Here is a 26,836-nt window from a genome sequence, read left to right as displayed (position 1 = left end):
TGGCTGGCCACAAGGTCCAGTGCTGTCTGGTGGCGCATGGTGGTGTCTCACTAGTGGAATCGTCGACTGCCAGGTGTCTCGTGGTGTCTGGTGGGTGCAGCTTGCTGTGCTCGCAGATGCAGGGGCGCCTGGTCATGGGCCCCGCGTTGGTGGGGGCGTGGTTGGACACACTGTTGGGTCCTGAAGGATCAGCCGTGGGGTGCATGCCGTGAGGTGTGTGTCTTCGGGGCCGGGGTTTGTTCCTTGGCTTGGGTTGGTGTCTTCTGGTTCCTCCTGCTACCTGTTCGCGCCTGTGGGGTGTGGGTGGGGGTTGGTGGGGTTGTTGTTTGAGATCTGCATAGTGGACGCGAGCATCTTTCACAATCAGGTGTTTTCTGGCTGGTTGATCCTTCGGGTGAGGCTGGTTGGTTGAGAACTGGTTGTGGATAGTGTTTTTGCTGGCTGGTTCTTCCTTGTCTTGAGGGGGCTGGCCGGCGTTGCTGGTCTGCCCTGTGATTGTGGGGTGGGCTGGTGTTGTTCTTTGTGTTTGTTTTGGGACGTGTGTTGTTTTGACGTTGTTGAGACAAGCTATGAAGGGCACATGGTGGATGCCTTGGCATCAAGAGCCGATGAAGGACGTTGGAGCCTGCGATAAGCCCTGGGGAGTTGGCAACCGAGCTGTGATCCGGGGGTGTCCGAATGGGGAAACCCAGCACGAGTCATGTCGTGTTACCCGCATCTGAACACATAGGGTGTGTGGAGGGAACGTCGGGAAGTGAAACATCTCAGTACCGACAGGAAGAGAAAACAACAGTGATTCCGAGAGTAGTGGCGAGCGAAATCGGATGAGGCTAAACCGCGGTTGTGTGATACCCGGCAGGGGTTGCAGTCGCGGGGTCGTGGGACCTCTCATCACGTGCTGCCGTGCGTGGAGGAAGTAAGAAACCAGTGTGGAAGTCGAAGTCGGTTGGAAAGCCGTACCGTAGAGGGTGATAGGCCCGTAGACGTCAAGCGCTGGCTTCCGAGAGTGTTCCCAAGTAACACGGAACCCCTGAAATTCCGTGTGAATCTGGCGGGACCACCCGTTAAGCCTAAATACTCCTTGATGACCGATAGCGGACAAGTACCGTGAGGGAAAGGTGAAAAGTACCCCTGGCGGGGAGTGAAATAGTACCTGAAACCGTGTGCCTACAATCCGTCGGAGCCTTACACCTTGTGTGGGGGTGACGGCGTGCCTTTTGAAGAATGAGCCTGCGAGTTTGCGGTGTGTTGCGAGGTTAACCCGTGTGGGGAAGCCGTAGCGAAAGCGAGTCCGAATAGGGCGATTCAGTAGCGCGCTCAAGACCCGAAGCGAAGTGATCTATCCATGGGCAGGTTGAAGCGTCGGTAAGACGACGTGGAGGACCGAACCCACTTAGGTTGAAAACTGAGGGGATGACCTGTGGATAGGGGTGAAAGGCCAATCAAACTTCGTGATAGCTGGTTCTCCCCGAAATGCATTTAGGTGCAGCGTTGTGTGTTTCTTGCCGGAGGTAGAGCACTGGATAGCCGATGGGCCCTACAAGGTTACTGACGTTAGCCAAACTCCGAATGCCGGTAAGTGAGAGCGCAGCAGTGAGACTGCGGGGGATAAGCTCCGTAGTCGAGAGGGAAACAGCCCAGACCATCAGCTAAGGCCCCTAAGCGGTGACTAAGTGGAAAAGGATGTGGAGTCGCATTGACAACCAGGAGGTTGGCTTGGAAGCAGCCACCCTTGAAAGAGTGCGTAATAGCTCACTGGTCAAGTGATTCCGCGCCGACAATGTAGCGGGGCTCAAGTCATCCGCCGAAGCTATGGCATTCAGCGAATACATCAGTACCTACTTAATGGGTGTTCAGTGCGCTGGATGGGTAGGGGAGCGTCGTGTGGGCAGTGAAGCGCCGGAGTGATCCAGGTGTGGAGGCCACACGAGTGAGAATGCAGGCATGAGTAGCGAATCACGGGTGAGAAACCCGTGCGCCGAATGATCAAGGGTTCCAGGGTCAAGCTAATCTGCCCTGGGTAAGTCGGGACCTAAGGCGAGGCCGACAGGCGTAGTCGATGGACAACGGGTTGATATTCCCGTACCGGCGAAGTTTCGCCCATGACGAACCTGGTGATGCTAACCACCCGAAGCTCATCGGACCGGACCCTTCGGGGCGAGGCTGGTGGGTGGAGCGTGGGACCCGAGCTGGTAGTAGTCAAGCGATGGGGTGACGCAGGAAGGTAGCCCAACCACAGCGATGGTTGTCTGTGGGCAAGCGTGTAGGACGTCTGGTAGGCAAATCCGCCAGATCCACTTGGGTGTGGAGTCTGAGACGTGACGCGGAGCCAATACTGGCGAAGTGGGTGATCCTATGCTGTCGAGAAAAACCTCTAGCGAGAAACGAGCCGCCCGTACCCCAAACCGACTCAGGTGATCAAGTAGAGAATACTAAGGCGATCGAGACAACCATGGTTAAGGAACTCGGCAAAATGCCCCCGTAACTTCGGGAGAAGGGGGGCCGGATCCGTGAACCCACTTGCTGGGGGAAGCGGTGATGGCCGCAGAGACCAGGGGAAAGCGACTGTTTACTAAAAACACAGGTCCGTGCGAAGTTGTAAGACGATGTATACGGACTGACTCCTGCCCGGTGCTGGAAGGTTAAGAGGACCGGTTAGATTCCTTCGGGAGTCGAAGCTGAGAATTTAAGCCCCAGTAAACGGCGGTGGTAACTATAACCATCCTAAGGTAGCGAAATTCCTTGTCGGGTAAGTTCCGACCTGCACGAATGGAGTAACGACTTTCCCACTGTCTCAACCATGGACTCGGCGAAATTGCACTACGAGTAAAGATGCTCGTTACGCGCGGCAGGACGGAAAGACCCCGGGACCTTTACTATAGTTTGGTATTGGTGTTTGGTACGGCTTGTGTAGGATAGGTGGGAGACTGTGAAACCTCGACGCCAGTTGGGGTGGAGTCAACGTTGAAATACCACTCTGGTCGTACTAGATGTCTAACCTAGGTCCGTTATCCGGATCAGGGACAGTGCCTGATGGGTAGTTTAACTGGGGCGGTTGCCTCCTAAAATGTAACGGAGGCGCTCAAAGGTTCCCTCAGCCTGGTTGGCAATCAGGTGGCGAGTGTAAGTGCACAAGGGAGCTTGACTGTGAGACAGACATGTCGAGCAGGGACGAAAGTCGGAACTAGTGATCTGGCCACGGCATGTGGAAGCGTGGTCACTCAACGGATAAAAGGTACCCCGGGGATAACAGGCTGATCTTCCCCAAGAGTCCATATCGACGGGATGGTTTGGCACCTCGATGTCGGCTCGTCGCATCCTGGGGCTGGAGTAGGTCCCAAGGGTTGGGCTGTTCGCCCATTAAAGCGGCACGCGAGCTGGGTTTAGAACGTCGTGAGACAGTTCGGTCCCTATCCGCCGCGCGCGCAGGAAACTTGAGAAAGGCTGTCCCTAGTACGAGAGGACCGGGATGGACGAACCTCTGGTGTGCCAGTTGTTCTGCCAAGAGCACGGCTGGTTGGCTACGTTCGGAAGTGATAACCGCTGAATGCATCTAAGCGGGAAGCACGTTTCAAGATGAGGTTTCCCACCACGTAAGTGGGTAAGGCCCCCCACAGAACATGGGGTTGATAGGCCGGAGGTGTACAGCAGTAATGCCCAGCCGACCGGTACTAATAGGCCGAGGGCTTGTCCCAACCACGTACAAAACCACACACACCCACGCACACACGAACACGTGTGCGTACACGCGCAAAGACGAACACACATGTTCGCGTCCACTAGGCAGTTCCCAACCAACACACCCACCACCACCAGCACCAGCACCAGCTGGAACGTAGGGGGATGAGGTTGAAAGAGTTACGGCGGCCATAGCGAAACGGGAAACACCCGGTCCCATACCGAACCCGGAAGTTAAGCCTTTCAGCGCCGATGGTACTGCAACCGAGAGGTTGTGGGAGAGTAGGACGCCGCCGGACAAACATTTGGCAGGGGCCACCAGGTGACTGGTGGCCCCTGCGCCATTTCATGGCAGAAGTGAGTACGGTTGCCCGTGATCGGGGACCGGTTGCGTGGAGAAGGGAAGTACGGCTGTGGCCGAGGACCGTCGAGGACAGCGTCCGTCTCGTGGAGCATCGAGCGGTGGACGCGGTGGCGCGTCCGGCTCCGGTCGCGCCAGCTCGTCGCGGGGTGCCCAGGGTGGCGGTCGTGGCGGGCCCGAGCGGACGGGCGGCCCGAAGGGCTCGTCGTCCCGCGGCGGCTACCAGGGCGGCAAGCCGGCGGGCGGCAAGCCTTCCGGCGGCAAGCCTTCCGGCGGCAAGTCGACCGGCGGCAAGCCTGCAAGCGGCAAGCCGGCGGGCAAGGGCGGAGGCTCCCGGCCCTCGAGCTCGCAGCAGCGCGCCTTCCGGCCCCGCACCGAGGAGCGGCCGCGCACCGCGGAGCAGGCGGTCTACGACGGCCCCGACCTCCCGGAGAACGTCACTGGCGCCGAGCTCGACCGTGGTGTGCGCGCACAGCTCAAGGGTCTGCCCGAGAAGCTGGCCGCCCGCGTCGCGCGGCACCTCGCTGCAGCCGGGCTGTTGATCGACGAGGACCCGGAGACGGCCTACCAGCACACGCTCGCGGCCCGTGCCCGCGCCTCGCGCCTCGCGGTCGTCCGCGAGGCGACGGGTGAGGCGGCGTACGCCGCGGGTCACTACGCCGAGGCGCTCGCGGAGCTGCGTGCCGCAAAGCGGATGAACGGCGCCACGGACTACCTCCCGATCATGGCTGACTGCCACCGTGCGCTCGGCAACCCCGAGCAGGCCATCAAGCTTGCCAAGAGCCCGTCGGTGGTGAACTTCGTCCCGGAGGCGAAGGCCGAGATGACCCTCGTCGAGGCCGGCGCGCGGCGTGACATGGGCCAGCTCGACGCAGCCCTGCGCACCCTGGAGCTGGCGCCGCTGACGTCCAAGAGCCGTGCCGCCTGGGTCGTCCGGCTGCGCTACGCCTACGCGGACACCCTCGAGGCGGCAGGTCGTGAGGCCGACGCGCTCGCGTGGTTCCACCGCACCCACGCGATCGACAGCGAGCAGCTGACCGACGCGGCCGAGCGCGCCGACCTGCTCGAGCGCCGGCAGGGCTGACGCCCCCCGCGTTGCCACGCCGCGACCCGTCCCCGGACGTGTCGCGGCGTGCTGGCTTTCAGGCGCCACATGGGTCACAATGGAGCCACTAATCACATAGGTGTCACTCGGACTCCGAGAGCAACGACGACAGAACGCTGGGGAAGGCGCATCTGGAGCGTCGGAACTCAAGGAGGTCATGGTGACCACACGCATTGCTTCGCGCCCGGACGGTCCGGGGACGAGGGGCATCCTCTACGTGCACTCTGCGCCCTCCGCACTCTGCCCGCACATCGAGTGGGCCGTCGGCGGAGTGCTCGGCGTGGCCGTCTCGCTCGACTGGACGCCTCAGCCTGCCCAGCCGGGTGCCTACCGTGCCGAGCTGTCCTGGACGGGCGCCGCCGGCACGGCTGCTGCCGTGGCCTCGGCGCTGCGCGGCTGGAACCACCTCCGCTTCGAGATCACCGAGGAGCCGACGAGCTCCACCGAGGGCACGCGCTTCTCCTGCACGCCCGAGCTCGGCATCTTCCACGCGATCACCGGCCCGCACGGTGACATCCTCATCCCCGAGGACCGGCTGAAGGCCGCCGTCGTCAAGGCCGCGCTGGGCGACACCACGCTGCTGCTCGAGATTGACCAGCTCCTCGGCAAGCCGTGGGACGACGAGCTCGAGACCTTCCGGCACGCGGGCGAGGGCGCCCCCGTGCGGTGGCTGCACCAGGTCGTCTGACTCAGCGAGCCCGCCTGCGCAGGCGGAAGGTCGCGACGACCGTAGCCCGCGTCTCCTGTGCGCCGTCGTAGGAGACCAGCACCCCGGTCACGGTGAACCGTCCGGGGCTCGTGGCGCGCCCGCACAGGCGGAAGGGGAGCGTGCCGGACTCCGGGTCGGTGGGACCGAGGAGCGACTGGGCGCTGACGCCTCGCCCGTCACGGTCGCGCGTGCTGAGGTCGAGCGACCAGTCGTCGTCCGGCACCGTGACCGCGTAGGTGAGCGCGTAGTCGTGGCACCCCCGTCGCAACCTACCGTCCGGCCCGGCCACGGCCACCGCGACGGGCGCCCCGGCCGTGGGTGCGGGCTCGGGGCTGGGCAGGAGCGGTGGGAGCGGTGGGAGCGGTGGGAGCGGCACCAACGTGCTGGCGGTCATCGCCGCCACCGCGAGCAGGCTCGTCATGGGACACCTCCGAGTGGGTCTGGAGGGTCCAACGACGAGGTGTGACGTGCGTTACGTCCTGAGCGACGCGCCGGTCAGAGCGGGATGTTGCCGTGCCGGCCGCGTCGCACCCCGGCGGTGTCGACCTCGTGACGCATGGCCGCGGCGATCGCGCTGCGGGTGCGGGTCGGCTCGACGACCTCGTCCACGACGCCGATCTCGACGGCCTTGTCGACGCCGCCCGCGATCCGCTCGTGCTCGGCGGCCAGCTCGGCCTCGACCTGGGGGCGGATCTCGGGGGAGACCTCGGCCAGCTTGCGGCGGTGGAGGATCCGGATCGCGGCGACCGCCCCCATCACCGCGACCTCGGCACCGGGCCACGCGAGGACACGCGTCGCGCCCAGCGAGCGGGCGTTCATCGCGATGTAGGCGCCGCCGTAGGTCTTGCGGGTGACGAGGGTGACGCGCGGGACCACGCACTCGCCGAAGGCGTGCAGCAGCTTGGCGCCGCGGCGCACCACGCCGTCCCACTCCTGGCCGACGCCGGGGAGGTAGCCCGGCACGTCGACCAGCACCACCAGCGGGACGCCGAACGCGTCGCACATGCGGACGAACCGGGACGCCTTCTCGGCCGACAACGAGTCGAGGCAGCCACCGAGGCGCAGCGGGTTGTTGGCGACGACGCCGACGGTGCGTCCGCCGAACCGACCGAGGGCGGTGACGATGTTGGGTGCCCAGCGCGCGTGGAGCTCCTGCATGGTTCCCTCGTCGAGGAGCCCGTCGACCAGGGGGTGGACGTCGTAGGCCCGCTTCTTCGACTCCGGCAGCAGGGCGCCGAGGTCGCGGTCCTCGACCGAGTCGGCGGCCAGGCTGCCCTGAGCACCGAGCAGGGAGGCCACCGTGCGCGCCCGGTCGAGCGCCTCACGCTCGGACTCGGTGAGGATGTGCACGACGCCGGAGCGGCGGCCGTGCGGCTCGGGCCCGCCGAGGCGCAGCATGTCGACGTCCTCGCCGGTGACCGAGCGCACCACGTCGGGTCCGGTGACGAAGATGCGTCCCTCCGGCCCGAGGATGACGACGTCGGTGAGGGCGGGACCGTAGGCCGCGCCGCCGGCGGCGGGACCGAGCACCACGGAGATCTGGGGGATGACCCCGGACGCCTGGGTCATCACCTGGAAGATCCGGCCGACCGCGTGGAGGGACAGCACGCCCTCGGCCAGGCGGGCGCCGCCGGAGTGCCACAGCCCGATGATCGGCACGCCGTCGGTGATGGCGCGGTGGTAGGCGTCGACCACGACCCGGCACCCGACGTCGCCCATCGCGCCACCCATCACCGTGGCGTCGCTGCAGAACGCGACGACCTGGGTGCCGTCGACGCGACCGACCGCGGCGAGCATCCCGGACTCGTCGTCCGGGGTGATCAGCTCGAGGGTGCCCTCGTCGAGCAGCGCGGTCAGCCGGTGGACCGGGTTGCGGGGGTCCTCCTCGCGCGGGAGCTTGACCTTGGCGGGTGCGGCGGTGGCGGTCACGGGCGGGTTTCCTTCCGAGGGCGGGTCTGCGGAGCGCCGGTCAGGCGTTTCCGAAGGCGACGGCGACGTTGGCGCCACCGAAGCCGAAGGAGTTGTTGAGCGCGACGATGTCGCCCTCGGGCAGGTCACGGCGCGACGTGGGGATGTCGAGGTCGACCTCGGGGTCCTTGTCGTCCAGGTTGATCGTCGGCGGGCTCACGCGGTCGTGGAGGGCCATCACGGTGGCGACCGCCTCGAGCGCGCCGGCTCCGCCGAGGAGGTGGCCGGTCATCGACTTGGTGCTGGTGACGACGCAGCGGTCGACGTGGTCGCCGAGGACGGCGTGGAGCATCAGGCCCTCGGCGATGTCGCCCTTGGGCGTCGACGTCGCGTGGGCGTTGACGTGGACGACGGTGGCGGGGTCCACGTCGCCCTCGCGCAGGGCCATCTGGATGGCGCGGGTGCCGCCGCGACCCTCGGGGTCGGGCTGCGCGATGTCGTGGGCGTCGTTGCTGATGCCGGCGCCGCGCACCTCGGCGTAGATCGTCGCGCCACGCGCGCGGGCGTGCTCCTCGGACTCGAGGACGAGGACGGCGCCGCCCTCGCCGAGCACGAAGCCGTCGCGCGCGACGTCCCAGGGCCGGGAGACCGACGCGGGGTCGCGGTCGTCGTCGGTGCCGGTCTTCGACAGCGCCATCATGTTCGCGAACGCGGCCATCGGCAGCGGGTGGATCGCGGCCTCGGTGCCGCCGGCGAGGACGACGTCGGCGCGGCCGAGGCGGATCAGGTCGATCGCCATCGCGATCGCCTCGTTGCCGGAGGCACACGCGGAGGTCGGCGCGTGGACGGCCGCGCGGGCGCCGTACTTCAGGCTCACGTTGGCGGCCGGGGCGTTGGGCATAAGCATCGGGACGGCCAGCGGCGAGACGCGGCGCGGTCCCTTCTCGAGCAGCGTGTCGTAGTTGGCGAGCAGGGTGGTGACCCCGCCGATGCCGGACGCGAGCGCGACACCGAGGCGCTCGGGCTCGAGGCCGGAGCCCTCCAGGCCCGCGTCGGCCCACGCCTGGTCGGCGGCGACCATCGCGAACTGGCTGGAGCGGTCGAGGCGGCGGGCCTTGACCCGGTCGAGCACCTCGGAGGGCTCGACCGCGACACGGCCGCCGATCTTCACCGGCAGCTGGTCGGCCCACTCGTCCTCGAGACGCGCGATGCCCGACGTGCCGGCGAGCATCGCCTGCCAGGTCGTGGGGACGTCCCCGCCGACGGGGGAGGTGGCGCCGAGGCCGGTGACGACTACGCGGGTCGAGGGCATCAGTGGGGTATCCGTTTCTCGCAGGGGATGGTCGCGGAGGTGGGGAGGATCCGGGTGCGCGGGCGGCCGAGGGGTGCTCGGCCGCCCGCGACGTCGGGCGGGCTCAGCCCTGGGCGCGCTCGATGTAGGCGACGGCGTCGCCGACGGTCTTGAGGTTCTTGACCTCGTCGTCGGGGATGGTCACGCCGAACTTCTCCTCGGCGGCCACGACGACCTCGACCATGGAGAGCGAGTCGACGTCGAGGTCGTCCACGAAGGACTTGTCCAGCTGGACGTCGTCGGCGTCGACGCCGGCCACCTCGTTGACGATGTCGGCGAGGTCGGCGCGGATTTCTTCGGTGGTGGCCATGGGCCTTCCCTTCTTCTGTGTGGTGGTGCTGGGTGGGTACGGGGGTGCGTCAGGGGACGGTGACGACCTGCGCGGCGTAGGCCAGGCCGGCCCCGAACGCGATGAGCAGGGCGGTGTCGCCGCTGCGGGCCTCGCCCTCGAGCATCATCCGGTCGAGCGCGAGCGGGATGGAGGCGGCGGAGGTGTTGCCCTGGTCGGCAACGTCGCGGGCGATCCGGACCGAGGGGGGCAGCTTCATCGAGCGCGCCATGGCGTCGATGATGCGCATGTTGGCCTGGTGGGGGACGAAGACGTCGAGCTCGTCGATGGACACGCCGGCCACGTCGAGCGCCTGCTGGCCGATCTTGGCCATCGCGAAGGACGCCCACCGGAACACGGGGTTGCCCTGCATGGTCAGGTGGGGCATCACGCCGGAGCCGGGCTGCGTCGTGGTGCCGACGACGTCGCGCCAGTCCTCGCGCTGGCGGATCAGGTCGAACTGCTCGCCGTCGGAGCCCCAGACGACGGGCCCGATGCCGGGGGTGTCGCTCGGGCCGACGACGGCGGCGCCCGCGCCGTCGGCGAAGATGAAGGCCGTGCCGCGGTCGGTGAGGTCGAGGATGTCGGTGAGTCGCTCGACGCCCACGACGAGGACGTGGCGGGCGCTGCCGGCCCGGACCATGTCGGAGGCCATCGCGATGCCGTGGCAGAACCCGGCGCACGCGGCGGAGATGTCGAAGGCGGCCGCGCCGTCGGTGCCGAGCTCGTGGGCGATCGCGGTGGCGACGGCGGGGGTCTGCAGCAGGTGGCTCACGGTGGCGACCACGACGCAGTCGATCTCGCCGACCGAGAGCCCGGCGCGCTCGATCGCGGCCCGCGACGCCTCGACCGACATCATCTGGACGGACTCCTCGGGACCCGCCCAGCGACGGGTCCGGATGCCGGAGCGCTGCTGGATCCACTCGTCGCTGGAGTCGATCGCGTCGACGACCTCGGAGTTGGGCACGAGGCGGGTCGGGCGGTAGGAGCCCATCCCCAGGATGCGCGCGTGCGGTGCACCGGTGGTGGCGGCGATGGGAGCCATCAGTGCGTCGCCTCCGGGTGCAGGCGGAGCAGCGGCTGGCCGGGGGAGACCAGGTCGCCGTCCTCGACCAGCCACTCGACGACCGAGCCGCCATGCGGGGCGGTGACGTCGGTGCGGTCGCGCAGGCTGGCGACCGCGCCGATCGTGGCCCCCGGCGCGAGCACGTCGCGCTCGACGGCCTGCGACGCGAGGTGGAAGGTGCCCTTGGCGGGGGAGACGATCATCCGCCAGGTGGGGGTGGTCTCGATCATCGAGGCCTCACCGTGCGTGTCGCAGAACTCCCGGGCGGCGTCGAGCTGGTCGGGCGTCTTGAGCGCGAAGGTCTCGACCCCCTTGAGCGCCCGCTTGGCGATGCCGGTGAGCGTCCCGGCCGGCGGCATCTCGAGGATGCCGGTCACGCCGAGGTCGGTCATCGTCTCCATGCAGAGGTCCCAGCGCACCGGGTTGGAGATCTGGCCGACGATCCGGCGCAGCACCTCGCGGCCGTCGTGGACGACCTGGCCGTCCTTGTTCGAGATCACCGGCGTGCGCGGGTCGTGGGTGGAGACTGACCGCGCGAGCTGCCCGAGCCGGTCGACGGCAGGAGCCATGTGGTGGGTGTGGAAGGCGCCGGCGACGCTCAGCGGCATCAGGCGTGCCTTGGCCGGCGGCTGGTCGGCGAAGGCCGCCAGCTGCTCCATGGTGCCGGCGGCGACGACCTGGCCGGGTCCGTTGTCGTTGGCGGCGGTCAGCCCCTGTGCCTCGATGGCGGCGAGGACCTCGTCGCGGTCGCCGCCCAGCACGGCGGTCATGCCGGTCGCGGTGGTGGCGGCGGCCTCGGCCATCGCGTTGCCCCGCTCGCGCACGAGGACCATCGCCTGCTCGGCGGTGATCGCGCGGGCTCCGGCTGCCGCGGTCAGCTCGCCCACGCTGTGGCCGGCGACCGCGCCGATGCGCGAGAAGGCGTCGGCCGGGTGCGGGAACAGGTCGAGGGCGGCCACCAGGCCGGTCGCGACCAGCAGCGGCTGGGCGACCTTGGTGTCGCGGATGGTCTCCGCGTCGGCCTCGGTGCCGTAGTGCGGCAGGTCGATGCCGGCGACGGTCGAGAGCCACTCGAAGCGGCCGGCGAAGACGGGGTCCTCGAGCCAGGGCGTGAGGAAACCGGGGGTCTGGGCCCCTTGACCGGGGGCGACGATGACGAGCACGTGACCACTCTGCCGGGTCGGGCGGCGCGGCCGCGGGTCCGACGCCGACGAAACTGACCCCCAGAACCTTGTAGGTTCCCTACAAAAGTCGACGCGGCGGCTCACAGCTCCGTACGGCCGGACTGGCGGCCCAGGATCAGCGCGAGCTGGAGCGCGAACGCCTCGCGCGGGCGGGTCGGCGACCACCCGGTGACCTCGGTGACCTGGCGCAGGCGGTAGCGCACGGTGTTCGGGTGGACGAAGAGGGCGCGGGCGGTGCCCTCGATCGAGGCGCCGTGCTCGAACCACGCCGCGAGGGTCTCGAGCAGCGTGCCGCGGGTGGCGACGAGGGGCAGGTAGACCTCGTCGACGAGGTGGCGGCGGGCGTGGCCGTCGCCGGCGAGCGCGCGCTCGGGGAGCAGGTCGCGGCTGGCCACCGGACGCGGGGCGTCGGGCCACCCGGCGGCGGCCCGGTGGGCGGACAGCGCGGCGCGTGCCGAGGCACTGGCGTGGGCCAGGTCGGCGGTGACCGGACCGACGACCACGGGCCCGTCGCCGAAGTGGTCGAGGAGGCGGGTGGCGGCCTTCAGCGGGTCGGAGACGCCGCCCAGGACGACGACCAGCCGCTCGCCCTGGGTCGCGCAGAGGGCGTCCATGCCGCCCGCGCGGGCGGAGCGGCGCACGGACTCGAAGACGTCGAGCTCCGCGCGGTGCGGCGGCGTGGCGCCCAGCACGACGGCGACGTCGCCGTGCGCGCCCCACCCGAGCGCGCTCGCGCGCGAGAGCACCGTCTCGTCCGCCTCCGCGCGCACCACGGCGTCGACGACCAGCGCCTCGAGCCGGGCGTCCCAGGCGCCACGCGACTCCGCGGCGCGGGCGTAGACCGCGGCGGTGGCGAACGCGACCTCGCGGGCGTAGCGCAGGACAGCGTCGTGGACCTGGCGCGCGTCCTCGGGGTGGAGCAGGTCGTCGATGGTCGTCTCGACCACGCGGATGCTCAGCCGGACCAGCTCGACGGTCTGCTGGAGCGAGATGACGCCGGTGAGCTCGCGGGGCGCGGCGCCGAACACGACGACGTCGAGCGGGTCGTGGGCGGTGGCCTCGACCTCGCCGTCGTACCAGTCGACGAAGCCCCGGATGCCGGACTGCAGGATGAGCCCGACCCACGAGCGGTCCTCGGCGCTGAGGTCGTCGAACCAGGGCAGGTCGGTGGCCATCCGGGCGGTCGCGGCGGTGCTCAGGGCGCCGGCGGAGCTGCGGAGCGCGTCGGCGGCGCGGCGTCGGGAGGCGGGCACGGGGTCGACTGTAGTGGGGTCGGGCTGGTAGTGGGATTCCCACGAACGCCGCGCGGCAGGTCACGATCCGGCATCGGCGCGGCCTCCCGCCGGTGCGGGTGGGTCCGGAGGCACGGTGGTCTGGTTGAATCCCGGACATCCCCCACCCGGCCGACCCCGACGGAGTCCCCGTGCGCCGACGCAGCACCCCGCACCTGCAGCACGTCACCGTGCACGGGCACCGCCGTGCGTACGTCCGGCGCGGGTCCGGCCCGGTCGTCCTGCTGCTGCACGGGCTCGCGTGCGACCACACGACCTGGGACCCGGTCATCGAGTCGCTGGCCCGCACCCACACCGTGATCGCCCCCGACCTGCTGGGCCACGGCGCCTCGGACAAGCCGCGTGCGGACTACAGCGTGGGCGGCTACGCCAACGGCATGCGCGACCTCCTGACGGTCCTGGGCATCGACTCGGCCACCGTGGTCGGCCACAGCTTCGGCGGGGGAGTGGCGATGCAGTTCGCCTACCAGTACCCCGAGCGCACCGAGCGGCTCGTCCTCGTCGGCTCCGGGGGTCTCGGTCCCGAGGTCAGCCCGGCGATCCGCGCGATCACGACCCCCGGCTTCCAGCAGGCGATGGGCGTGCTGACCCTCCCCGGCGTGCGCCACGCGACGACCACGGCGATGCGGCTGCTCGCCCGCTCCGGCGTGAGCCAGCTGCGCGACCTCGACGAGGTCGCCGACATCTACGACTCCTTCGCCGACCCCCGCACCCGTGCCGCGATCCGCCACGTCGTCCGGGCGGTCGTGGACTGGCGCGGCCAGATCGTGACGATGGCCGACCGCGCCTACCTCACCGAGGCGATGCCGATGCTGGTCGTGTGGGGCGCCGAGGACGTGGTCATCCCGGTCGCGCACGCGAGCAACGCGGGCGCCCTCGCCCCGACCGCACGGGTCGAGGTGATCCCCAACGCCGGCCACTTCCCGCACAAGGACCACCCGCAGCGCTTCGTGAAGGTGGTCCGCGACTTCATCCGCACCACCGCACCCGCGGCCTACGACCGCGACCGCTGGCGCGACCTGCTCGAGGAGGGCGCACCGGTCCCGCCGGTCCACGCCGCGGCCGGCGAGCCGCCGCTCGCGCCGGTGCACGCGGTGCGGCGCGCCGGCGCCTGACGCCGGCTCAGCCCCAGCTCTTCGCGTCGGTCAGGCAGAACGGGTGCCCGGCCGGGTCGATCAGCACGCGCCAGGTCTCGCCGGGCTGGGGGTCGGCGAGCCGCGCCCCGAGTGACGTCGCCCGGGCGGCCGCGGCGTCGAGGTCGTCGACGGCGAGGTCGAGGTGGAACTGCTTGCGCCCGCCCTCGTCGGGCCACGCGGGCGGCTGGTGGTCCTCGACGCGCCCGAGGCCGAGGGCCGGGCCGCCGCCCGGCGGGGTGAGCATCGCGTAGTCGTCGGTGCTCGCCGCCACCTCCCACCCGAGGAAGGTCGACCAGAAGTCGGCGGACGGTGCGACCTCCGCACAGTCCAGCGTCACCATCGCGATCCGCGCCGTCAGGTCCTGCTCGCCCACGTCTGCTCCTCTGCTCGTCCGTACGTCGTCCGGTGACCAGCATCCGCCGGGGACCGGCCCTGCGGCTTGGACAAACGCGACACGGCGCTGTCCCCGCACCGCCCTAGGGTGGGCGCGTGCCCACCCGAGCCGGACGCGTCCGGGCCGCCGTGCTGCGGCCGAGCCACGCGCAGCACCGCATCGAGATCGGGCGCGCGGAGCCGCCCGAGGGGCTCGCGGACCTCGTCGACTACTTCTGGTGGGTGCGGTGGGACACCGCGGAGCCGCACGAGCAGGAGGTCGTGCCGAGGCCGGTCGTCCACCTCTCGGCGGAGGTCACGGCCGACGGCCCGCGGCTGCTGGTGACCGGCGTGCACCAGCGGATGTTCTCCCGGCGGCTCGAGGGTCGGGGGCACACGGTCGCCGCCGGCTTCCGTCCGGCGGGCTTCCGCCCGCTGCTGCGCGGTGACGTCTCGGCTCTGCTGGACCGCGAGGTCCCGGCCGCCGACGTGCTCGGCGTGGACGACCGCGCCGTGGCCGAGGAGGTGCTCGCCTGCCCCCGCCCCGAGGACGGGGCCGCGGCGCTCGGCCGCTGGCTCCGGGGCCTGCCGCGCGACGACGACCCGCTGGTGGGCCGGCTCGCGGCGCTCGTCGAGCGGGCCGAGGAGGACCCGTCGCTGGTGCGGGCCGAGCAGCTCGCGGACCTCGCCGGGGTGAGCCTGCGGACCCTGCAGCGCTGGTTCCGTGGCCACGTCGGCGTCGGGCCGAAGTGGGTGGTGCAGCGGTTCCGGCTGCTCGACGTCGTGGCGGCGGCGCACGGCGACGACGACGTCGACTGGGCCGGACTCGCCGCGAGGCTGGGCTACGCCGACCAGTCCCACCTGGTCCGGGCCTTCACGCAGCTGGTGGGCCACCCTCCCGCGTCGTACAGACGGGAGGCGTGACCCACCAGGGTGGTTTCGTCGCGACCGTTGCGGGTTCGCGAGCTCACCCGCAGGTCTTGCTCAACCTGCCTTCGTCCACGCGCGGAGCTCGTTCCTCGCTCCGCGCTGCTCAGGCATCGCCACCCTCCTGCTTGATGTCCTTGGTCGCGGTCGGGTCGTCGATCTTGTAGCGCGACGCGGCCTCGACGACCTTCTCCACCGGGACCTCGCCGGCATCGGCGAGGGCCTGGAGGGCCTGCACGACGACGCTGACGGCGTCGATGTGGAAGAAGCGCCGGGCCGCCGGGCGGGTGTCGGCGAAGCCGAACCCGTCGGCGCCGAGCACGCGGTAGTCGGCCGGGACCCAGCGGGCGATCTGCAGCGGGACGGCCCGCATGTAGTCCGACACCGCGACGACGGGGCCCTGCACGCCGGCCAGCTTGTCGCTGACGTAGGCGGTGCGCTTCTGCTCACCCGGGTTGAGCAGGTTCCACTGCTCCGCCGCGGCGCCGTCACGGGCCAGCTCGTTCCACGAGGTGACCGACCACAGGTCGGCCTGCACGCCCCAGTCCTCGGCGAGCATCCGCGCGGCGTCGTGGATCCACGGGTAGCCGACGCCCGAGGCCATCAGCTGGACCCGCGGGCCCTCGCCCTCGGCGGTGGCGACCTTGTGGATGCCCTTGAGGATGCCGTCGACGTCGACGTCGGCGGGCTCGGCGGGCTGCGAGACCGGCTCGTTGTAGACGGTGAGGTAGTAGATGACGTCCTCGGCGTCGGCGCCGTACATGCGCTCGAGGCCGTCCTTCATGATGTGGCTGATCTCGTAGGCGAACGCCGGGTCGTAGTGCACGACCGCCGGGTTGGTCGCCGCGAGCAGCGGCGAGTGGCCGTCGGCGTGCTGCAGGCCCTCGCCGGTCAGCGTGGTGCGACCGGCGGTGGCGCCGATGAGGAAGCCGCGCGCGAGCTGGTCGGCCATCGCCCACACCGAGTCGCCGGTGCGCTGGAAGCCGAACATCGAGTAGAAGATGTAGAACGGGATCATGTGCTCGCCGTGCGTGGAGTACGCCGAGCCCGCCGCGGTGGCCGACGCCATGGCGCCCGCCTCCGAGATGCCCTCGTGGAGCATCTGGCCCTGCGCGGACTCCTTGTAGGACAGCAGCATCTTGCGGTCGACCGACTCGTACTGCTGGCCGCCCGGGTTGTAGACCTTGGCGCTCGGGAACATCGAGTCCATGCCGAACGTGCGGTACTCGTCGGGCGCGATCGGGACCAGGCGGTCGCCGATCTCGGGGTCCTTCATCCAGTCGCGCAGCAGGCGGACGACGGCCATCGTCGAGGCGAACTTGTTCTTGCCCGAGCCCTGCTTGAGCTCGGCGTAGACCTCGTCGCCCGGCAGCTTGAGCGCGGTCGCCCGGTCGACCCGGCGCGGGACCGAGCCGCCGAGGGCGCGGCGGCGCTCGAGCATGTACTCGATCTCGGGCGCGTCGGCGCCCGGGTGGAAGAACGGCGCGCCGCCGGTCTTCTCGTAGGACTCCTCGAGGTCGCGGTCGCTGATCGGGAGGTAGAGACGGTCGCGGAACTTCTTGAGGTCCGCGAGGGTCAGCTTCTTCATCTGGTGGGTGGCGTTCTTGCCCTCGAGGGCGTCGATCGTCCAGCCCTTGATGGTGTGCGCCAGGATCACCGTCGGCTGACCGGTGTGCTTGGTCGCGGCGTCGAACGCGGCGTAGACCTTGCGGTAGTCGTGGCCGCCGCGGGGGAGCTTCTCGATCTGCTGGTCGGACATGTGCTCGACCATCTTGCGCAGCCGCGGGTCGGAGCCGAAGAAGTGCTCGCGGACGTAGGCGCCGTCCTCGGTGGAGTAGGTCTGGAACTGGCCGTCGGGCGTGGAGTTCATCCGGTTGACCAGGACGCCGTCCATGTCCTTGGCGAGCAGGGCGTCCCACTCGCGGCCCCAGACGACCTTGATGACGTTCCACCCGGCGCCACGGAAGTTGGCCTCGAGCTCCTGCATGATCTTGCCGTTGCCCGTGACCGGGCCGTCGAGCTGCTGCAGGTTGCAGTTGATCACCCAGGTGAGGTTGTCGAGCTCCTCGCGGGCCGCGACGCGGATGGCGCCGAGCGACTCGGGCTCGGCCATCTCGCCGTCGCCCATGAACGCCCAGACGTGCTGCTGCGAGGTGTCCTTGATGCCGCGGTTGTCCAGGTAGCGGTTGAACCGGGCCTGGTAGATCGAGTTGATGGCCGTCAGGCCCATCGACACGGTGGGGAACTCCCAGAAGTCCGGCATCAGGCGCGGGTGGGGGTAGGACGGCAGACCGGCGCCCTTGCCGTGCTGGACCTCTTGGCGGAAGCGGTAGAGCTGCTCCTCGCTCAGGCGGCCCTCGAGGAACGCGCGGGCGTAGACGCCCGGCGAGCCGTGGCCCTGGATGTAGAGCTGGTCGCCGCCGCCCGCGTGGTCCTTGCCGCGGAAGAAGTGGTTGAAGCCGACCTCGTAGAGCGACGCCGAGGACTGGTACGTCGCGATGTGGCCGCCGACCTCGAGGCCCTTGCGGTTGGCGCTGGAGACCATCACCGCGGCGTTCCAGCGGATGAACGCGCGGATGCGGCGCTCGACCTCCTCGTCACCGGGGAACCACGGCTCGCGCTCGGGCGGGATGGTGTTGATGTAGTCGGTGGAGCGCAGCGCCGGGACGCCGACCTGCTTCTCGCGCGCACGCTCGAGCAGGCGCAGCATGACGTAGCGGGCCCGGTCGCGACCGCGGTCGTCGAGCATCGCGTCGAAGGACGCGAGCCACTCCTGGGTCTCGTCGGGGTCGATGTCGGGCAGCTGGGTGGGGAGTCCCTCGTGGATCACCGACGGCGTGGCAGGGGACTGCCGGGGGGTCGTCTCCGGGGACTTCTCGACGTCACTCACCTGCTCATCGTGTCACGCGAGCCGACGCCACGAAATCTACCCGTGGGTAGTCCCGCGCCGGGCGTGACCCGCGTCGCTCGCGGGCTCCCGCGGGGCCCGACGCAGCATGCCCGTGCGGTGCCCGGCGGGCGGGACGGGGTTGCAGGTCCCGCTGTGTTCGGGTGGACTATGCGTGACCTGCGCCCGTCCACAGGACGGGTGCACCCGGACACAGGAGGCACTGCGTGAGCTCGACGGTGGGCGGTTCCGCCCCGGTGACAGGCATGGGGGACCGCCTCGGGCTCAAGCCCGGCATGGTCGTCCAGGAACTCGGCTGGGACAACGACACCGATGACGAGCTGCGCATCGCGGTCGAGGACTGCATCGACGCCGACATGGTCGACGGCGACTACGGCAACGTGGTCGACGCCGTGCTGCTGTGGTGGCGCGACGACGACGGCGACCTCGTCGACGGGCTCGTCGACGCGCTGACCGACCTGGTCGGCGGCGGATCGATCTGGCTGCTCACGCCCAAGGTGGGCCGGCCCGGGACGGTGGACGCCGCCGACGTCGCGGAGGCCGCACCGATCGCCGGGCTCTCCCAGACCACGACGGCGTCGGTCAGCAAGGACTGGCAGGCCACCCGCCTGGTCGCGCCGAAGACCCCGGCGTGACCCCCGCCCGTCCGGGGGCGATCCGAGGCGCGGCCGACGCGCTGGCCGGGACCGTGGCGGGGGCGGGCACGACGCTCCGCGTCCTGGGCCGGGCGGGCGTCATCCGTCCGTACGGGCCGCGCACGCTGGCGCACCTCGGCCGCACCGTGCTCCGCTGGGGGACCGGTCCGGCCGGCGGGTTCGCCTCGCTGGCCGACCGCGCACCGCACCAGGTCGGCCTGGTAGACGAGCTCGGCGAGCTGACCTGGGGCGAGCTGCACCGCCGGTCCAACTCCCTGGCGCGGGCGTTCGCCGAGCGCGGCGTGCGCGAGGGCGACGCCGTGGCGGTGATGTGCCGCAACCACCGCGGCTTCGTCGAGGCGTCGATCGCGGTCGCCAAGCTCGGCGCGGACCTGCTCTACCTCAACACGGCCTTCGCCGGACCCCAGCTGGTCGACGTCCTCGACCGCGAGGCGCCGCGCCTGGTGGTCCACGACGAGGAGTTCACCGACCTGCTCGCCGGAGCGTCGGTCGAGCGCCGCGTGCTGGCGTGGACCGATGGCGACACCGCGCACGACTCGCTCGAGCGGCTCGTCTCGGCCCACGACGAGGGCGACCTGCACCCGCCGCGACGGCACGCCAGGATCGTGATCCTGACATCGGGCACCACCGGCACGCCCAAGGGTGCGCCCCGCCGTGAGGCCGGCATCGACGCCGCGGTCTCGCTGCTCTCCCGGATGCCCCTGCGCGCCGGGTGGCGCACCCACATCGCCGCGCCGCTGTTCCACACCTGGGGCTTCGCCCACCTGGCCCTCGCCATGCTGCTCGGGTCCACGGTCGTGCTGCGCCGCACCTTCGACCCCGAGACCGCTCTGCGCGTCACCCAGGACGAGCGCTGCCAGTCCCTCGTCGTGATCCCGGTGATGCTGCAGCGCATGCTCGCGCTGCCGCCCGAGGTGCTCGACCGGGTCGACCTGGGCCGCGTCGAGGTCGTCGCGTCGTCGGGCTCGGCGCTGCCGGCGACGCTCGCCGAGGCGTGGATGGACCGGTTCGGCGACCACCTCTACAACATCTACGGCTCGACCGAGGTGGCGTACGCCTCGATCGCGACGCCCGAGGACCTGCGCGCGGACCCCACGTCGGCCGGACGCCCGCCCCACGGCACCGTGGTGCGGATCCTCGACGAGGAGGGCCAGGAGGTGGCGCCGGGGGAGACCGGGCGCATCTTCGTCGGCAACGGCCTGCTGTTCGACGGCTACACCCACGGCGGGTCGAAGGAGGTCGTCGACGGCCTGATGGCGTCGGGCGACGTCGGCTACTGGGACGCGGCCGGCCGGCTGCACGTCGCCGGGCGCGACGACGACATGATCGTGTCCGGCGGCGAGAACGTGTTCCCTCAGGAGGTCGAGGACTGCCTCGTCGCCCACGAGCACGTGGAGGAGGTCGCTGCACTGGGTGTCGTGGACGACGACTACGGTCAGCGGTTGAGGGCCTTCGTCGTGCGCAGCGGCGAGGTGTCCGCCGACCAGCTGCGCGACCACGTGAAGGCCCACCTGGCCCGGTTCAAGGTGCCGCGGGAGATCGTCTTCCTCGACGAGCTGCCGCGCAACGCGACCGGCAAGGTGCTCAAGCGCGAGCTGGCCGGGTGGGACGAGCGGGACGACGTGCAGGACAGCGAGGAGCAAGGGTGAGCGATCAGGGTCTGTGCCTCGGCGAGGAGGCGCCCGACTTCGCGTTGCGCGACCAGTTCGGCCAGGACATCCGGCTCACGGACTTCCGCGGCCGCAAGGCGGTCGTGCTGATGTTCTTCCCGTTCGCGTTCTCGGGCGTCTGCACCGGAGAGCTGTCGGGCGTGCGGGACCGGCTCGACGAGTTCCTCACCTTCGACACCGAGGTGCTCGCGCTCTCGTGCGACCCCGTCTACGCGCTGCGGTCGTTCGCCGAGGCCGAGGGGCTGCACTTCCCGCTGCTGTCGGACTTCTGGCCGCACGGCGCGGTGGCCTCGGCCTACGACGTCTTCGACAGCGCCAAGGGCGCGCCCCGACGCTCCTCCTACGTGGTCGACCGCGACGGGCGGCTGCGCTGGTCGGTGCACAACGCCAACCCCGACGGCCGCGACCTCGACGAGCACCTGCGCGAGCTCCAGGCGGCCCTGCACTGAGGCCGTCCGCGCTGCGGTCTAGACCGGATCGGGAAGAAATTCGGTAAACCGCGGACAGCCTTGCGCGGAGGTGTAATCTTCTACTTGTTGAGCCGCTGGTGACCCGAGACGCCAGCGGCTCAACTCTATTTCCCGGTGGCTTCCTGGGCTTTTCCGGCCCTCCCTGCCGGTCCCGTAGTGTGTGCCGCGCGCGTCGGTAGCTCAGCGGTAGAGCACTCGGTTTACACCCGAGCGGTCGGCGGTTCGAAACCGTCCCGACGCACCCATTGCCGGCCGCTGCCTGCCCGCTCGTCGTGGCCCGCCGACCGCCGGGCGCACGGCCCTCGCGGCGCGTGGTGACGCATGCCACAGTGGGCTCGCCAGCCGCCACCAGCGCAAGGGAGCCCCACCGTGTTCGTCCCGTTCAGCGTCAACGACTTCCTCGACCGTGCCCGCACGGTCTACGGCGAGCGCACCGGGTTCGTCGACGAGCCGGACCAGCCGGCCGAGGGACTCGGGACGCGCACCTACGCCGAGGTGCACGCGCTGGCGCGCCGCCAGGCGGCCCGGCTCGACGAGCTCGGCATCGGCGTCGGCGACCGGGTCGCGGTCGTGTCGCACAACAGCGCACGCCTGCTGACGTCGTTCTGGGGCGTGTGCGGGTCGGGGCGGGTGCTGGTGCCGGTCAACTTCCGGCTGCGGCCCGACGAGATCTCCTACATCGTCGCCCACTCCGGCGCCCGGGTCCTCTACTTCGACCCCGAGCTCGCCGACACCGTCCGCGACATCGACGTCGAGCACAAGTTCGCGCTGGGCGACGACGACGCGCTCTACGCCGCCCCCGGCGTCGAGCCGCAGGCGTGGGAGCCCGACGAGAACGCGACGGCCACCATCAACTACACCTCCGGCACGACCGCGCGGCCCAAGGGCGTCCAGCTCACGCACCGCAACCTGTGGACCAACGCGCTCACCTTCGGCCTGCACGCCGGCGTCACCGACCGCGACGTCTACCTCCACACGCTGCCGATGTTCCACGCCAACGGCTGGGGGATGCCGTTCACGATGGCCGGCCTCGGCGTCCCGCAGGTCGTGCTGCGCAAGGTCGACGGCGCGGAGATCCTCCGACGTGTCGAGCAGCACGGCGTGACCGTCATGTGCGCCGCGCCCGCCGTCGCCGCGGCCGTCCTCGACGCCGCACAGACGTGGGAGGGCGAGATCCCCGGGCGCGACCGGGTCAGGATCATCATGGCCGGCGCCCCGCCGCCGACGAAGACCGTCGTGCGGGTCCAGGAGGAGCTCGGCTGGGAGTTCCTGCAGATCTACGGCCTCACCGAGACCTCGCCGCTGCTGACCGTCAACCGCGCCCGCGCGGAGTGGGACGACCTGTCGCCGGAGGACCGCGCCGCCAAGCTGGTGCGGGCCGGTGCGCCCGCCCTCGGCGTCACGCTCCGCACCGACGAGCAGGGCGAGGTGCTGGCGCGCTCCAACGTCATCCTCACCGGCTACTGGGAGCGCCCGGACGAGACCGACAAGGCGCTCGTCGACGGCTGGTTCCACACCGGCGACGGCGGCGTGATCGGCGACGACGGCTACCTCACGATCCAGGACCGCAAGAAGGACGTGATCATCACCGGCGGCGAGAACGTGTCGTCGATCGAGGTCGAGGACGTGCTGTTCTCCCACCCCGCGGTCGCCGAGGTCGCCGTGATCGGCGTCCCGAGCGAGAAGTGGGGCGAGACCATCAAGGCGCTCGTCGTGCTCGCCGACGGGGCGGACGCGACCGAGGCCGAGCTGATCGCGTGGTGCAAGGACAAGGCCGCCGGCTACAAGGCGCCGACGTCGATCGAGTTCCGCGACGAGCTGGCCCGCACCGCGACCGGGAAGCTGCAGAAGTTCAAGCTGCGCCAGCCCTACTGGGAGGGCCAGGAGCGGCAGGTCAACTGACGCCCGGCGGCCCCGGCTAGCCTTCGCGGCATGCCCCGCCTCGCCGACGTCGTCGACCTGCTGCACACCTGGTACCCGCCGGGGACGGCGGACTCCTGGGACGCGGTCGGCCTGGTCGCGGGGGACCCGGACGCCGAGGTGGGGCGGGTCGCGTTCGCCGTCGACCCGACGATCGAGGTCGCGCGGGAGGCGATCGACTGGGGCGCCGACCTGCTCGTCGTCCACCACCCGCTGCTGCTCACGCCGGTCAGCTCGGTGGCCGCCACGACGCCGAAAGGGCGCACGCTGCACGCCCTGACGTCCTCCGGGTGCGCGCTGCTGACCGCGCACACCAACGCCGACCTGGCCGACGGCGGTGTCTCGGAGTCGCTGGCGCTCGCGCTGGGGCTCGAGGACCTCGAGCCGATCCGGCCGGTCGCGGAGGGCGCGTCCACCGGCACCGGACGGATCGGGACCCTCGCGCCGACCACGCTCGATGCGTTCGCGGCGCGGGTGGCCGCGGCGCTGCCCGCGACGGCCCACGGGGTCCGGGTCGCCGGCGACCCGGGGCGGCCGGTGCGCCGGGTGGCGGTGTGCGGCGGGGCGGGCGACTTCCTCCTCGACGAGCTCGCCCGCAGCGACGTCGACGCGTACGTCACCAGCGACCTGCGCCACCACCGGGCCGGGGAGTTCCTCGAGCACGGCGGCCCGGCGCTGGTGGACGTGGCGCACTGGGCGGCGGAGTGGACCTGGCTGCCGGTGGTGGAGGGTCGGCTGCGCGCAGCCATGGGCGATAGGGTCGAGACGCGGGTCAGCACCCTGTGCACCGACCCGTGGAAGTTCCGTCACTGAAGCCAGGAGCGCGTCGTTGAAGGCAGATCCCACCCAGCAGCTCCGGCTGCTCGACATCGCCGAGCTCGACCGCCGGCTCGCGCAGCTGCGCCACCAGCGCTCCCACCTGCCCGAGCTGGCCGAGATCGCCGCGCTGGAGCAGGAGCGCACCGGCCTCACCGACCAGGTCCGTGACGCGCGGATCGTGGTCGACGACCTGACCGTCGAGCAGGCCAGGGCCGACCGCGAGGTCGAGCAGGTCAAGGCGCGCCGCGAGCGCGACCGCAGCCGGATGGACGCCGGGCAGATCACCAACCCCAAGGACCTCGAGCGGATGCAGCACGAGCTGGTGTCCCTCGAGCGGCGCATCGGCACCCTCGAGGACGCCGAGCTCGAGGTGATGGAGGCGCTGGAGCAGGCGCAGCAGGTGCTCGACGGCCTCGGCATCCGCGCCGACGACCTCGACCGCCGCCTGGCCGAGCTGGTCGCCGCCCGCGACGAGAAGCAGGCCGCGGCCGACGCCGAGATCGCCGAGGTGACCGCGTCCCGCGGGCCGGCCACCGACGGCGTGCCCGACGACCTGCTGGCCCTCTACGAGCGGCTCCGCGAGCAGAAGGGGATCGGCGCGGCCCTGCTGCGCGCACGCCAGTGCGGCGGCTGCCAGCTGACCCTCGACGCCGCCGAGCTCTCCCGGATCCGGTCCACCCCGGCGGACGAGGTGGTCCGCTGCGAGGAGTGCCAGCGCATCCTGGTGCGCACCGACGAGTCGGGACTCTGAGAGCAGGCAGGGTCGTGCGGCTCGACGCGGAGGTGATGGCCGCGCGCGGTCGTACGTCCCTGCGCGCCCGGGTCGCCCGGCTGCGGGCCAAGGGGTGGGTGATCGGGCAGTGCGCGATCGCCGCGGGCATCGCGTGGTGGCTGGCCCACGACGTGTTCGGCCACCAGCTGCCCTTCTTCGCGCCGATCGCGGCCGTGGTGTCGCTCGGCATGTCCTACGGCCAGCGCCAGCGCCGGGTCGCGGAGGTCACCGTCGGCGTCGCGCTCGGCGTCTTCCTCGGTGACGCGACCACGCACCTCATCGGGTCGGGCGGGCTGCAGATCGTGCTGATCGTGGCGGCGGGCATGTCGATCGCGCTGCTGCTCGACGCCGGACAGCTGCTCGTCATCCAGGCGGCCGTGCAGGGCATCGTGGTCGCGGCCCTCGCGCCCGCGCCGGGCGCGGCGTTCCTGCGCTGGACGGACGCGATCATCGGCGGCGCGGTGGCGCTGGTCGCCGCCACCGTGGTGCCGCGGGCCCCGCTGCGCAAGCCGCGTGACCAGGCCGCCGTCGTGGTCCGCAAGATCGCCTCGCTGCTCAGCTCGTCGGCCGACCGGCTCGGCGACGGGGACGTCGAGATGGCGCTGGCGGCGCTGCGCGACGCGCGCTCGACCGACGTGCTGATCGCCGAGCTGCGGGCCGCGTCCGAGGAGGGCCTCTCGGTGGTCAGCTCCTCGCCCTTCCGCCGCCGCCACGGCCAGCACCAGCGCCAGCTCGCCGAGCTGGTCGAGCCGCTCGACGTGGCCCTGCGCAACACCCGCGTCGTGGTCCGGCGGGTGGCGGTCGCGTGCTACCGCCGCGAGCCGGTGCCGACGTCGTACGCCGCCCTGATGCGCGACCTCGCCGGGCTCACCGAGCGGGTCGCCGACGAGCTGGTGGCCGACCGGATGGCCGTCGCGGTCGTCGACGACCTGGTCACGCTCGGGCGCGCGACGGCGACCGTCGAGCACAGCGACGACCTCTCGGCCGAGGTGATCCTCGCCCAGGTCCGCTCGATCATCGCCGACCTGCTCGCGCTCTGCGGGATGGACCCGCTCGAGGCGACGGACGTGATCCCGCTGCGGTGAGCCGTTCCGCTCCTGCGGGCGGAGCCCGGGGCGGCCCATGGTGGACTGGGACACCTTCGTTGACGCTGGGCGCACGCTATGGCGTGCGTCAGGCGGCCATAGGTCCGCTCGAGTGCGTCCGTTGACGGGCGGGGCGGTCCCTGGCGGACTGGGACACCTTCGTTGACGCCGGGCGCACGCTATGGCGTGCGTCAGGCGGCCATAGGTCCGCTCGAGTACGTCCGTTGACGGGCGGGGCGTACCCCCGCTCAGACCTCGGTCACGACCACGTCGAGCTGGGTGCCCTTCGGCGTCGGCTCGCCGAGCTCGACGAACCAGCCGAGGCGGACCAGCGCGTCGGCGAGGGCCTTCGGGGTGCGGGGGTCGGCGCCGTCCTCGAGCAGCGCGCGGACGATGCGGCCCTTGGTGGCCTTGTTGAAGTGGCTGACGACGGTCCGCTTCCCGCCCGACTCGTGCAGCACGCGCACGGTCGCGACGCGGCGGGCGACCTCGGCGGGCGGGCGCCAGAAGGCGGCGTACGACGTGGAGCGGAGGTCGACGAGCAGGCCGCCGCGCATCGCGTCGGTCACCGCCTCGCCGAGGTTCTCGCGCCACACGCCGGCGACGGAGCCCACGCCGGGGAGGACGGCGTCGCCGGAGAGGCGGTAGGCCGGGATCCGGTCGCCCGGGCGGACCATGCCGAACAGCGCGCTGGTCACCGCGAGCCGACTGGTCGCGCGGCGGCGGGCGGCGGGAGAGAGGGTGGCGGGGTCGAGCGCGTCGTAGAGGACACCGGTGTAGATCGCGTCGGCGCGCGCGGTCGGGGCGCTCGCCAGGTCGGCGTTGCGCGCGACCAGGTCGAGCTGGGCCGGCCCCAGCCCGAGCACCGTCGCCGCCTGCTCGGGGTCGTCGCGGCACAGGGTCACGAGCGCGTCGAGCAGACGGGTCCGGGCGGGGGTGAGGGCAGGCGAGGAGAGCGCGTCGAGGTCGAGGGCCTTCCCGCGGCGGGGAGCGGTCTTGCCCTCGCTGGGCGGCAGCAGGATCAGCACCGGCACAGGGTAGGAGGAGGTCGCGACCTCCGGCCGGGCCGGGTCTCGTGACGGTCGCTGCGCGACCTCCTCGACCAACGGGGCTGGTCGA

General features: G+C 70.7%; 21 protein-coding genes, 1 tRNA gene and 2 rRNA genes. 14 read left to right on the top strand and 10 right to left on the bottom strand.

The genetic code is table 11. The features are described 5' to 3' along the window. Nucleotides 1–560: 560 nt before the first annotated feature. From KDN32_RS12685 to KDN32_RS12670, 4 genes are all read left to right on the top strand, one after another. Nucleotides 561–3,695, top strand: a 23S ribosomal RNA gene (locus tag KDN32_RS12685). A gap of 164 nt (nucleotides 3,696–3,859) precedes the next feature. Continuing rightward, nucleotides 3,860–3,977, top strand: a 5S ribosomal RNA gene (gene rrf / locus KDN32_RS12680). 114 nt (nucleotides 3,978–4,091) lie between these two features. Then, a complete protein-coding gene (locus tag KDN32_RS12675) occupies nucleotides 4,092–5,123 on the top strand; it encodes a tetratricopeptide repeat protein (RefSeq protein WP_211732629.1) in 1,032 nt (343 codons plus the stop codon). 178 nt (nucleotides 5,124–5,301) lie between these two features. Continuing rightward, nucleotides 5,302–5,832 carry a DUF3145 domain-containing protein gene (locus KDN32_RS12670; RefSeq protein ID WP_211732628.1) on the top strand — a complete coding sequence of 177 codons (531 nt, stop codon included), beginning with the start codon at nucleotides 5,302–5,304 and terminating at the stop codon, nucleotides 5,830–5,832. Between the two features lies 1 nt (nucleotide 5,833). On the opposite strand, the gene KDN32_RS12665 is transcribed toward KDN32_RS12670, so the two are convergent. The 7 genes from KDN32_RS12665 to KDN32_RS12635 form a co-directional block, all read right to left on the bottom strand. Then, entirely contained in the window at nucleotides 5,834–6,274 is a 441-nt protein-coding gene (locus KDN32_RS12665; protein WP_211732627.1) for a hypothetical protein, read from the bottom strand. Nucleotides 6,275–6,348: 74 nt separating this feature from the next. Continuing rightward, nucleotides 6,349–7,782, bottom strand: a complete 1,434-nt coding sequence (locus KDN32_RS12660; protein WP_211732626.1) for an acyl-CoA carboxylase subunit beta — start codon at nucleotides 7,780–7,782, stop codon at nucleotides 6,349–6,351. Between the two features lie 40 nt (nucleotides 7,783–7,822). Beyond that, nucleotides 7,823–9,073 carry a beta-ketoacyl-ACP synthase II gene (fabF, locus tag KDN32_RS12655; protein ID WP_211732625.1) on the bottom strand — a complete coding sequence of 417 codons (1,251 nt, stop codon included), beginning with the start codon at nucleotides 9,071–9,073 and terminating at the stop codon, nucleotides 7,823–7,825. Nucleotides 9,074–9,176: 103 nt separating this feature from the next. Next, nucleotides 9,177–9,422 (bottom strand): acyl carrier protein, encoded by a 246-nt coding sequence (locus KDN32_RS12650; RefSeq protein WP_129456799.1) that lies wholly within the window; start codon nucleotides 9,420–9,422, stop codon nucleotides 9,177–9,179. Nucleotides 9,423–9,471: 49 nt separating this feature from the next. Next, a complete protein-coding gene (locus KDN32_RS12645; RefSeq protein ID WP_211732624.1) occupies nucleotides 9,472–10,485 on the bottom strand; it encodes a beta-ketoacyl-ACP synthase III in 1,014 nt (337 codons plus the stop codon). Continuing rightward, the gene (locus KDN32_RS12640) at nucleotides 10,485–11,669 is read right to left on the bottom strand and encodes an acyltransferase domain-containing protein (RefSeq protein WP_211732623.1); all 1,185 of its coding nucleotides are present in this window, start codon (nucleotides 11,667–11,669) and stop codon (nucleotides 10,485–10,487) included. The genes KDN32_RS12645 and KDN32_RS12640 overlap by 1 nt, the downstream gene beginning before the upstream one ends. A 101-nt stretch (nucleotides 11,670–11,770) precedes the next feature. Beyond that, complete coding sequence (locus KDN32_RS12635; RefSeq protein WP_307854055.1) at nucleotides 11,771–12,943, bottom strand: PucR family transcriptional regulator; 1,173 nt, start codon at nucleotides 12,941–12,943, stop codon at nucleotides 11,771–11,773. Between the two features lie 170 nt (nucleotides 12,944–13,113). Between KDN32_RS12635 and KDN32_RS12630 the strand changes: the two genes are divergently transcribed. Beyond that, entirely contained in the window at nucleotides 13,114–14,097 is a 984-nt protein-coding gene (locus KDN32_RS12630) for an alpha/beta fold hydrolase (protein ID WP_307854054.1), read from the top strand. A 7-nt stretch (nucleotides 14,098–14,104) separates the two neighbouring features. Here the strand turns inward: KDN32_RS12630 and KDN32_RS12625 are convergent, their stop codons facing one another. Next, nucleotides 14,105–14,491, bottom strand: coding sequence for a VOC family protein (locus KDN32_RS12625; protein ID WP_307854053.1), 387 nt, complete (start codon nucleotides 14,489–14,491; stop codon nucleotides 14,105–14,107). Nucleotides 14,492–14,607: 116 nt separating this feature from the next. Here KDN32_RS12625 and KDN32_RS12620 point away from each other — a divergent pair, with 116 nt between their 5' ends. Then, nucleotides 14,608–15,414, top strand: a complete 807-nt coding sequence (locus KDN32_RS12620; protein ID WP_211732622.1) for a helix-turn-helix domain-containing protein — start codon at nucleotides 14,608–14,610, stop codon at nucleotides 15,412–15,414. Between the two features lie 109 nt (nucleotides 15,415–15,523). On the opposite strand, the gene aceE is transcribed toward KDN32_RS12620, so the two are convergent. Beyond that, entirely contained in the window at nucleotides 15,524–18,247 is a 2,724-nt protein-coding gene (gene aceE / locus KDN32_RS12615) for a pyruvate dehydrogenase (acetyl-transferring), homodimeric type (protein WP_211733168.1), read from the bottom strand. Between the two features lie 284 nt (nucleotides 18,248–18,531). Here aceE and KDN32_RS12610 point away from each other — a divergent pair, with 284 nt between their 5' ends. The 8 genes from KDN32_RS12610 to KDN32_RS12575 all read left to right on the top strand — a co-directional run bounded on the left by KDN32_RS12610 (nucleotide 18,532) and on the right by KDN32_RS12575 (nucleotide 25,717). Further along, nucleotides 18,532–18,960: a DUF3052 domain-containing protein gene (locus KDN32_RS12610; RefSeq protein WP_372446529.1), complete on the top strand. Its 429-nt coding sequence runs from the start codon at nucleotides 18,532–18,534 to the stop codon at nucleotides 18,958–18,960. After that, entirely contained in the window at nucleotides 18,957–20,630 is a 1,674-nt protein-coding gene (locus tag KDN32_RS12605; protein ID WP_307854051.1) for an AMP-binding protein, read from the top strand. Before KDN32_RS12610 ends, KDN32_RS12605 begins: the two co-directional genes overlap by 4 nt. Continuing rightward, nucleotides 20,627–21,100: a peroxiredoxin gene (locus KDN32_RS12600; RefSeq protein ID WP_211732621.1), complete on the top strand. Its 474-nt coding sequence runs from the start codon at nucleotides 20,627–20,629 to the stop codon at nucleotides 21,098–21,100. Before KDN32_RS12605 ends, KDN32_RS12600 begins: the two co-directional genes overlap by 4 nt. A 190-nt stretch (nucleotides 21,101–21,290) precedes the next feature. Continuing rightward, nucleotides 21,291–21,362 (top strand) — tRNA-Val (locus tag KDN32_RS12595). 128 nt (nucleotides 21,363–21,490) lie between these two features. After that, nucleotides 21,491–23,023, top strand: coding sequence for an AMP-binding protein (locus KDN32_RS12590; RefSeq protein WP_211732620.1), 1,533 nt, complete (start codon nucleotides 21,491–21,493; stop codon nucleotides 23,021–23,023). 30 nt (nucleotides 23,024–23,053) lie between these two features. Next, the gene (locus KDN32_RS12585; protein WP_211732619.1) at nucleotides 23,054–23,854 is read left to right on the top strand and encodes a Nif3-like dinuclear metal center hexameric protein; all 801 of its coding nucleotides are present in this window, start codon (nucleotides 23,054–23,056) and stop codon (nucleotides 23,852–23,854) included. 16 nt (nucleotides 23,855–23,870) lie between these two features. Next, on the top strand, nucleotides 23,871–24,611 hold the full coding sequence (locus tag KDN32_RS12580; RefSeq protein WP_211732618.1) for a zinc ribbon domain-containing protein: 741 nt from the start codon (nucleotides 23,871–23,873) through the stop codon (nucleotides 24,609–24,611). 14 nt (nucleotides 24,612–24,625) lie between these two features. Next, nucleotides 24,626–25,717, top strand: coding sequence for an FUSC family protein (locus tag KDN32_RS12575; RefSeq protein WP_307854049.1), 1,092 nt, complete (start codon nucleotides 24,626–24,628; stop codon nucleotides 25,715–25,717). A 248-nt stretch (nucleotides 25,718–25,965) separates the two neighbouring features. On the opposite strand, the gene yaaA is transcribed toward KDN32_RS12575, so the two are convergent. Further along, the gene (gene yaaA / locus KDN32_RS12570) at nucleotides 25,966–26,745 is read right to left on the bottom strand and encodes a peroxide stress protein YaaA (RefSeq protein ID WP_211732617.1); all 780 of its coding nucleotides are present in this window, start codon (nucleotides 26,743–26,745) and stop codon (nucleotides 25,966–25,968) included. Nucleotides 26,746–26,836 lie beyond the last annotated feature (91 nt).

Origin of the sequence: Nocardioides palaemonis (genome assembly GCF_018275325.1) — a bacterium.
In the GTDB taxonomy this organism is placed as follows: Bacteria; Actinomycetota; Actinomycetes; order Propionibacteriales; family Nocardioidaceae; genus Nocardioides; species Nocardioides palaemonis.
This window is presented reverse-complemented; position numbering and strand designations above follow the sequence as displayed.

Coding starts and splice junctions, on each gene's coding strand:
- KDN32_RS12670 (WP_211732628.1), top strand. CDS start 5,302: ATGGTGACCACACGCATTGCTTCGCGCCCGGACGGTCCGGGGACGAGG.
- KDN32_RS12665 (WP_211732627.1), bottom strand. CDS start 6,274: ATGACGAGCCTGCTCGCGGTGGCGGCGATGACCGCCAGCACGTTGGTG.
- fabF (WP_211732625.1), bottom strand. CDS start 9,073: ATGCCCTCGACCCGCGTAGTCGTCACCGGCCTCGGCGCCACCTCCCCC.
- KDN32_RS12650 (WP_129456799.1), bottom strand. CDS start 9,422: ATGGCCACCACCGAAGAAATCCGCGCCGACCTCGCCGACATCGTCAAC.
- KDN32_RS12645 (WP_211732624.1), bottom strand. CDS start 10,485: ATGGCTCCCATCGCCGCCACCACCGGTGCACCGCACGCGCGCATCCTG.
- KDN32_RS12585 (WP_211732619.1), top strand. CDS start 23,054: ATGCCCCGCCTCGCCGACGTCGTCGACCTGCTGCACACCTGGTACCCG.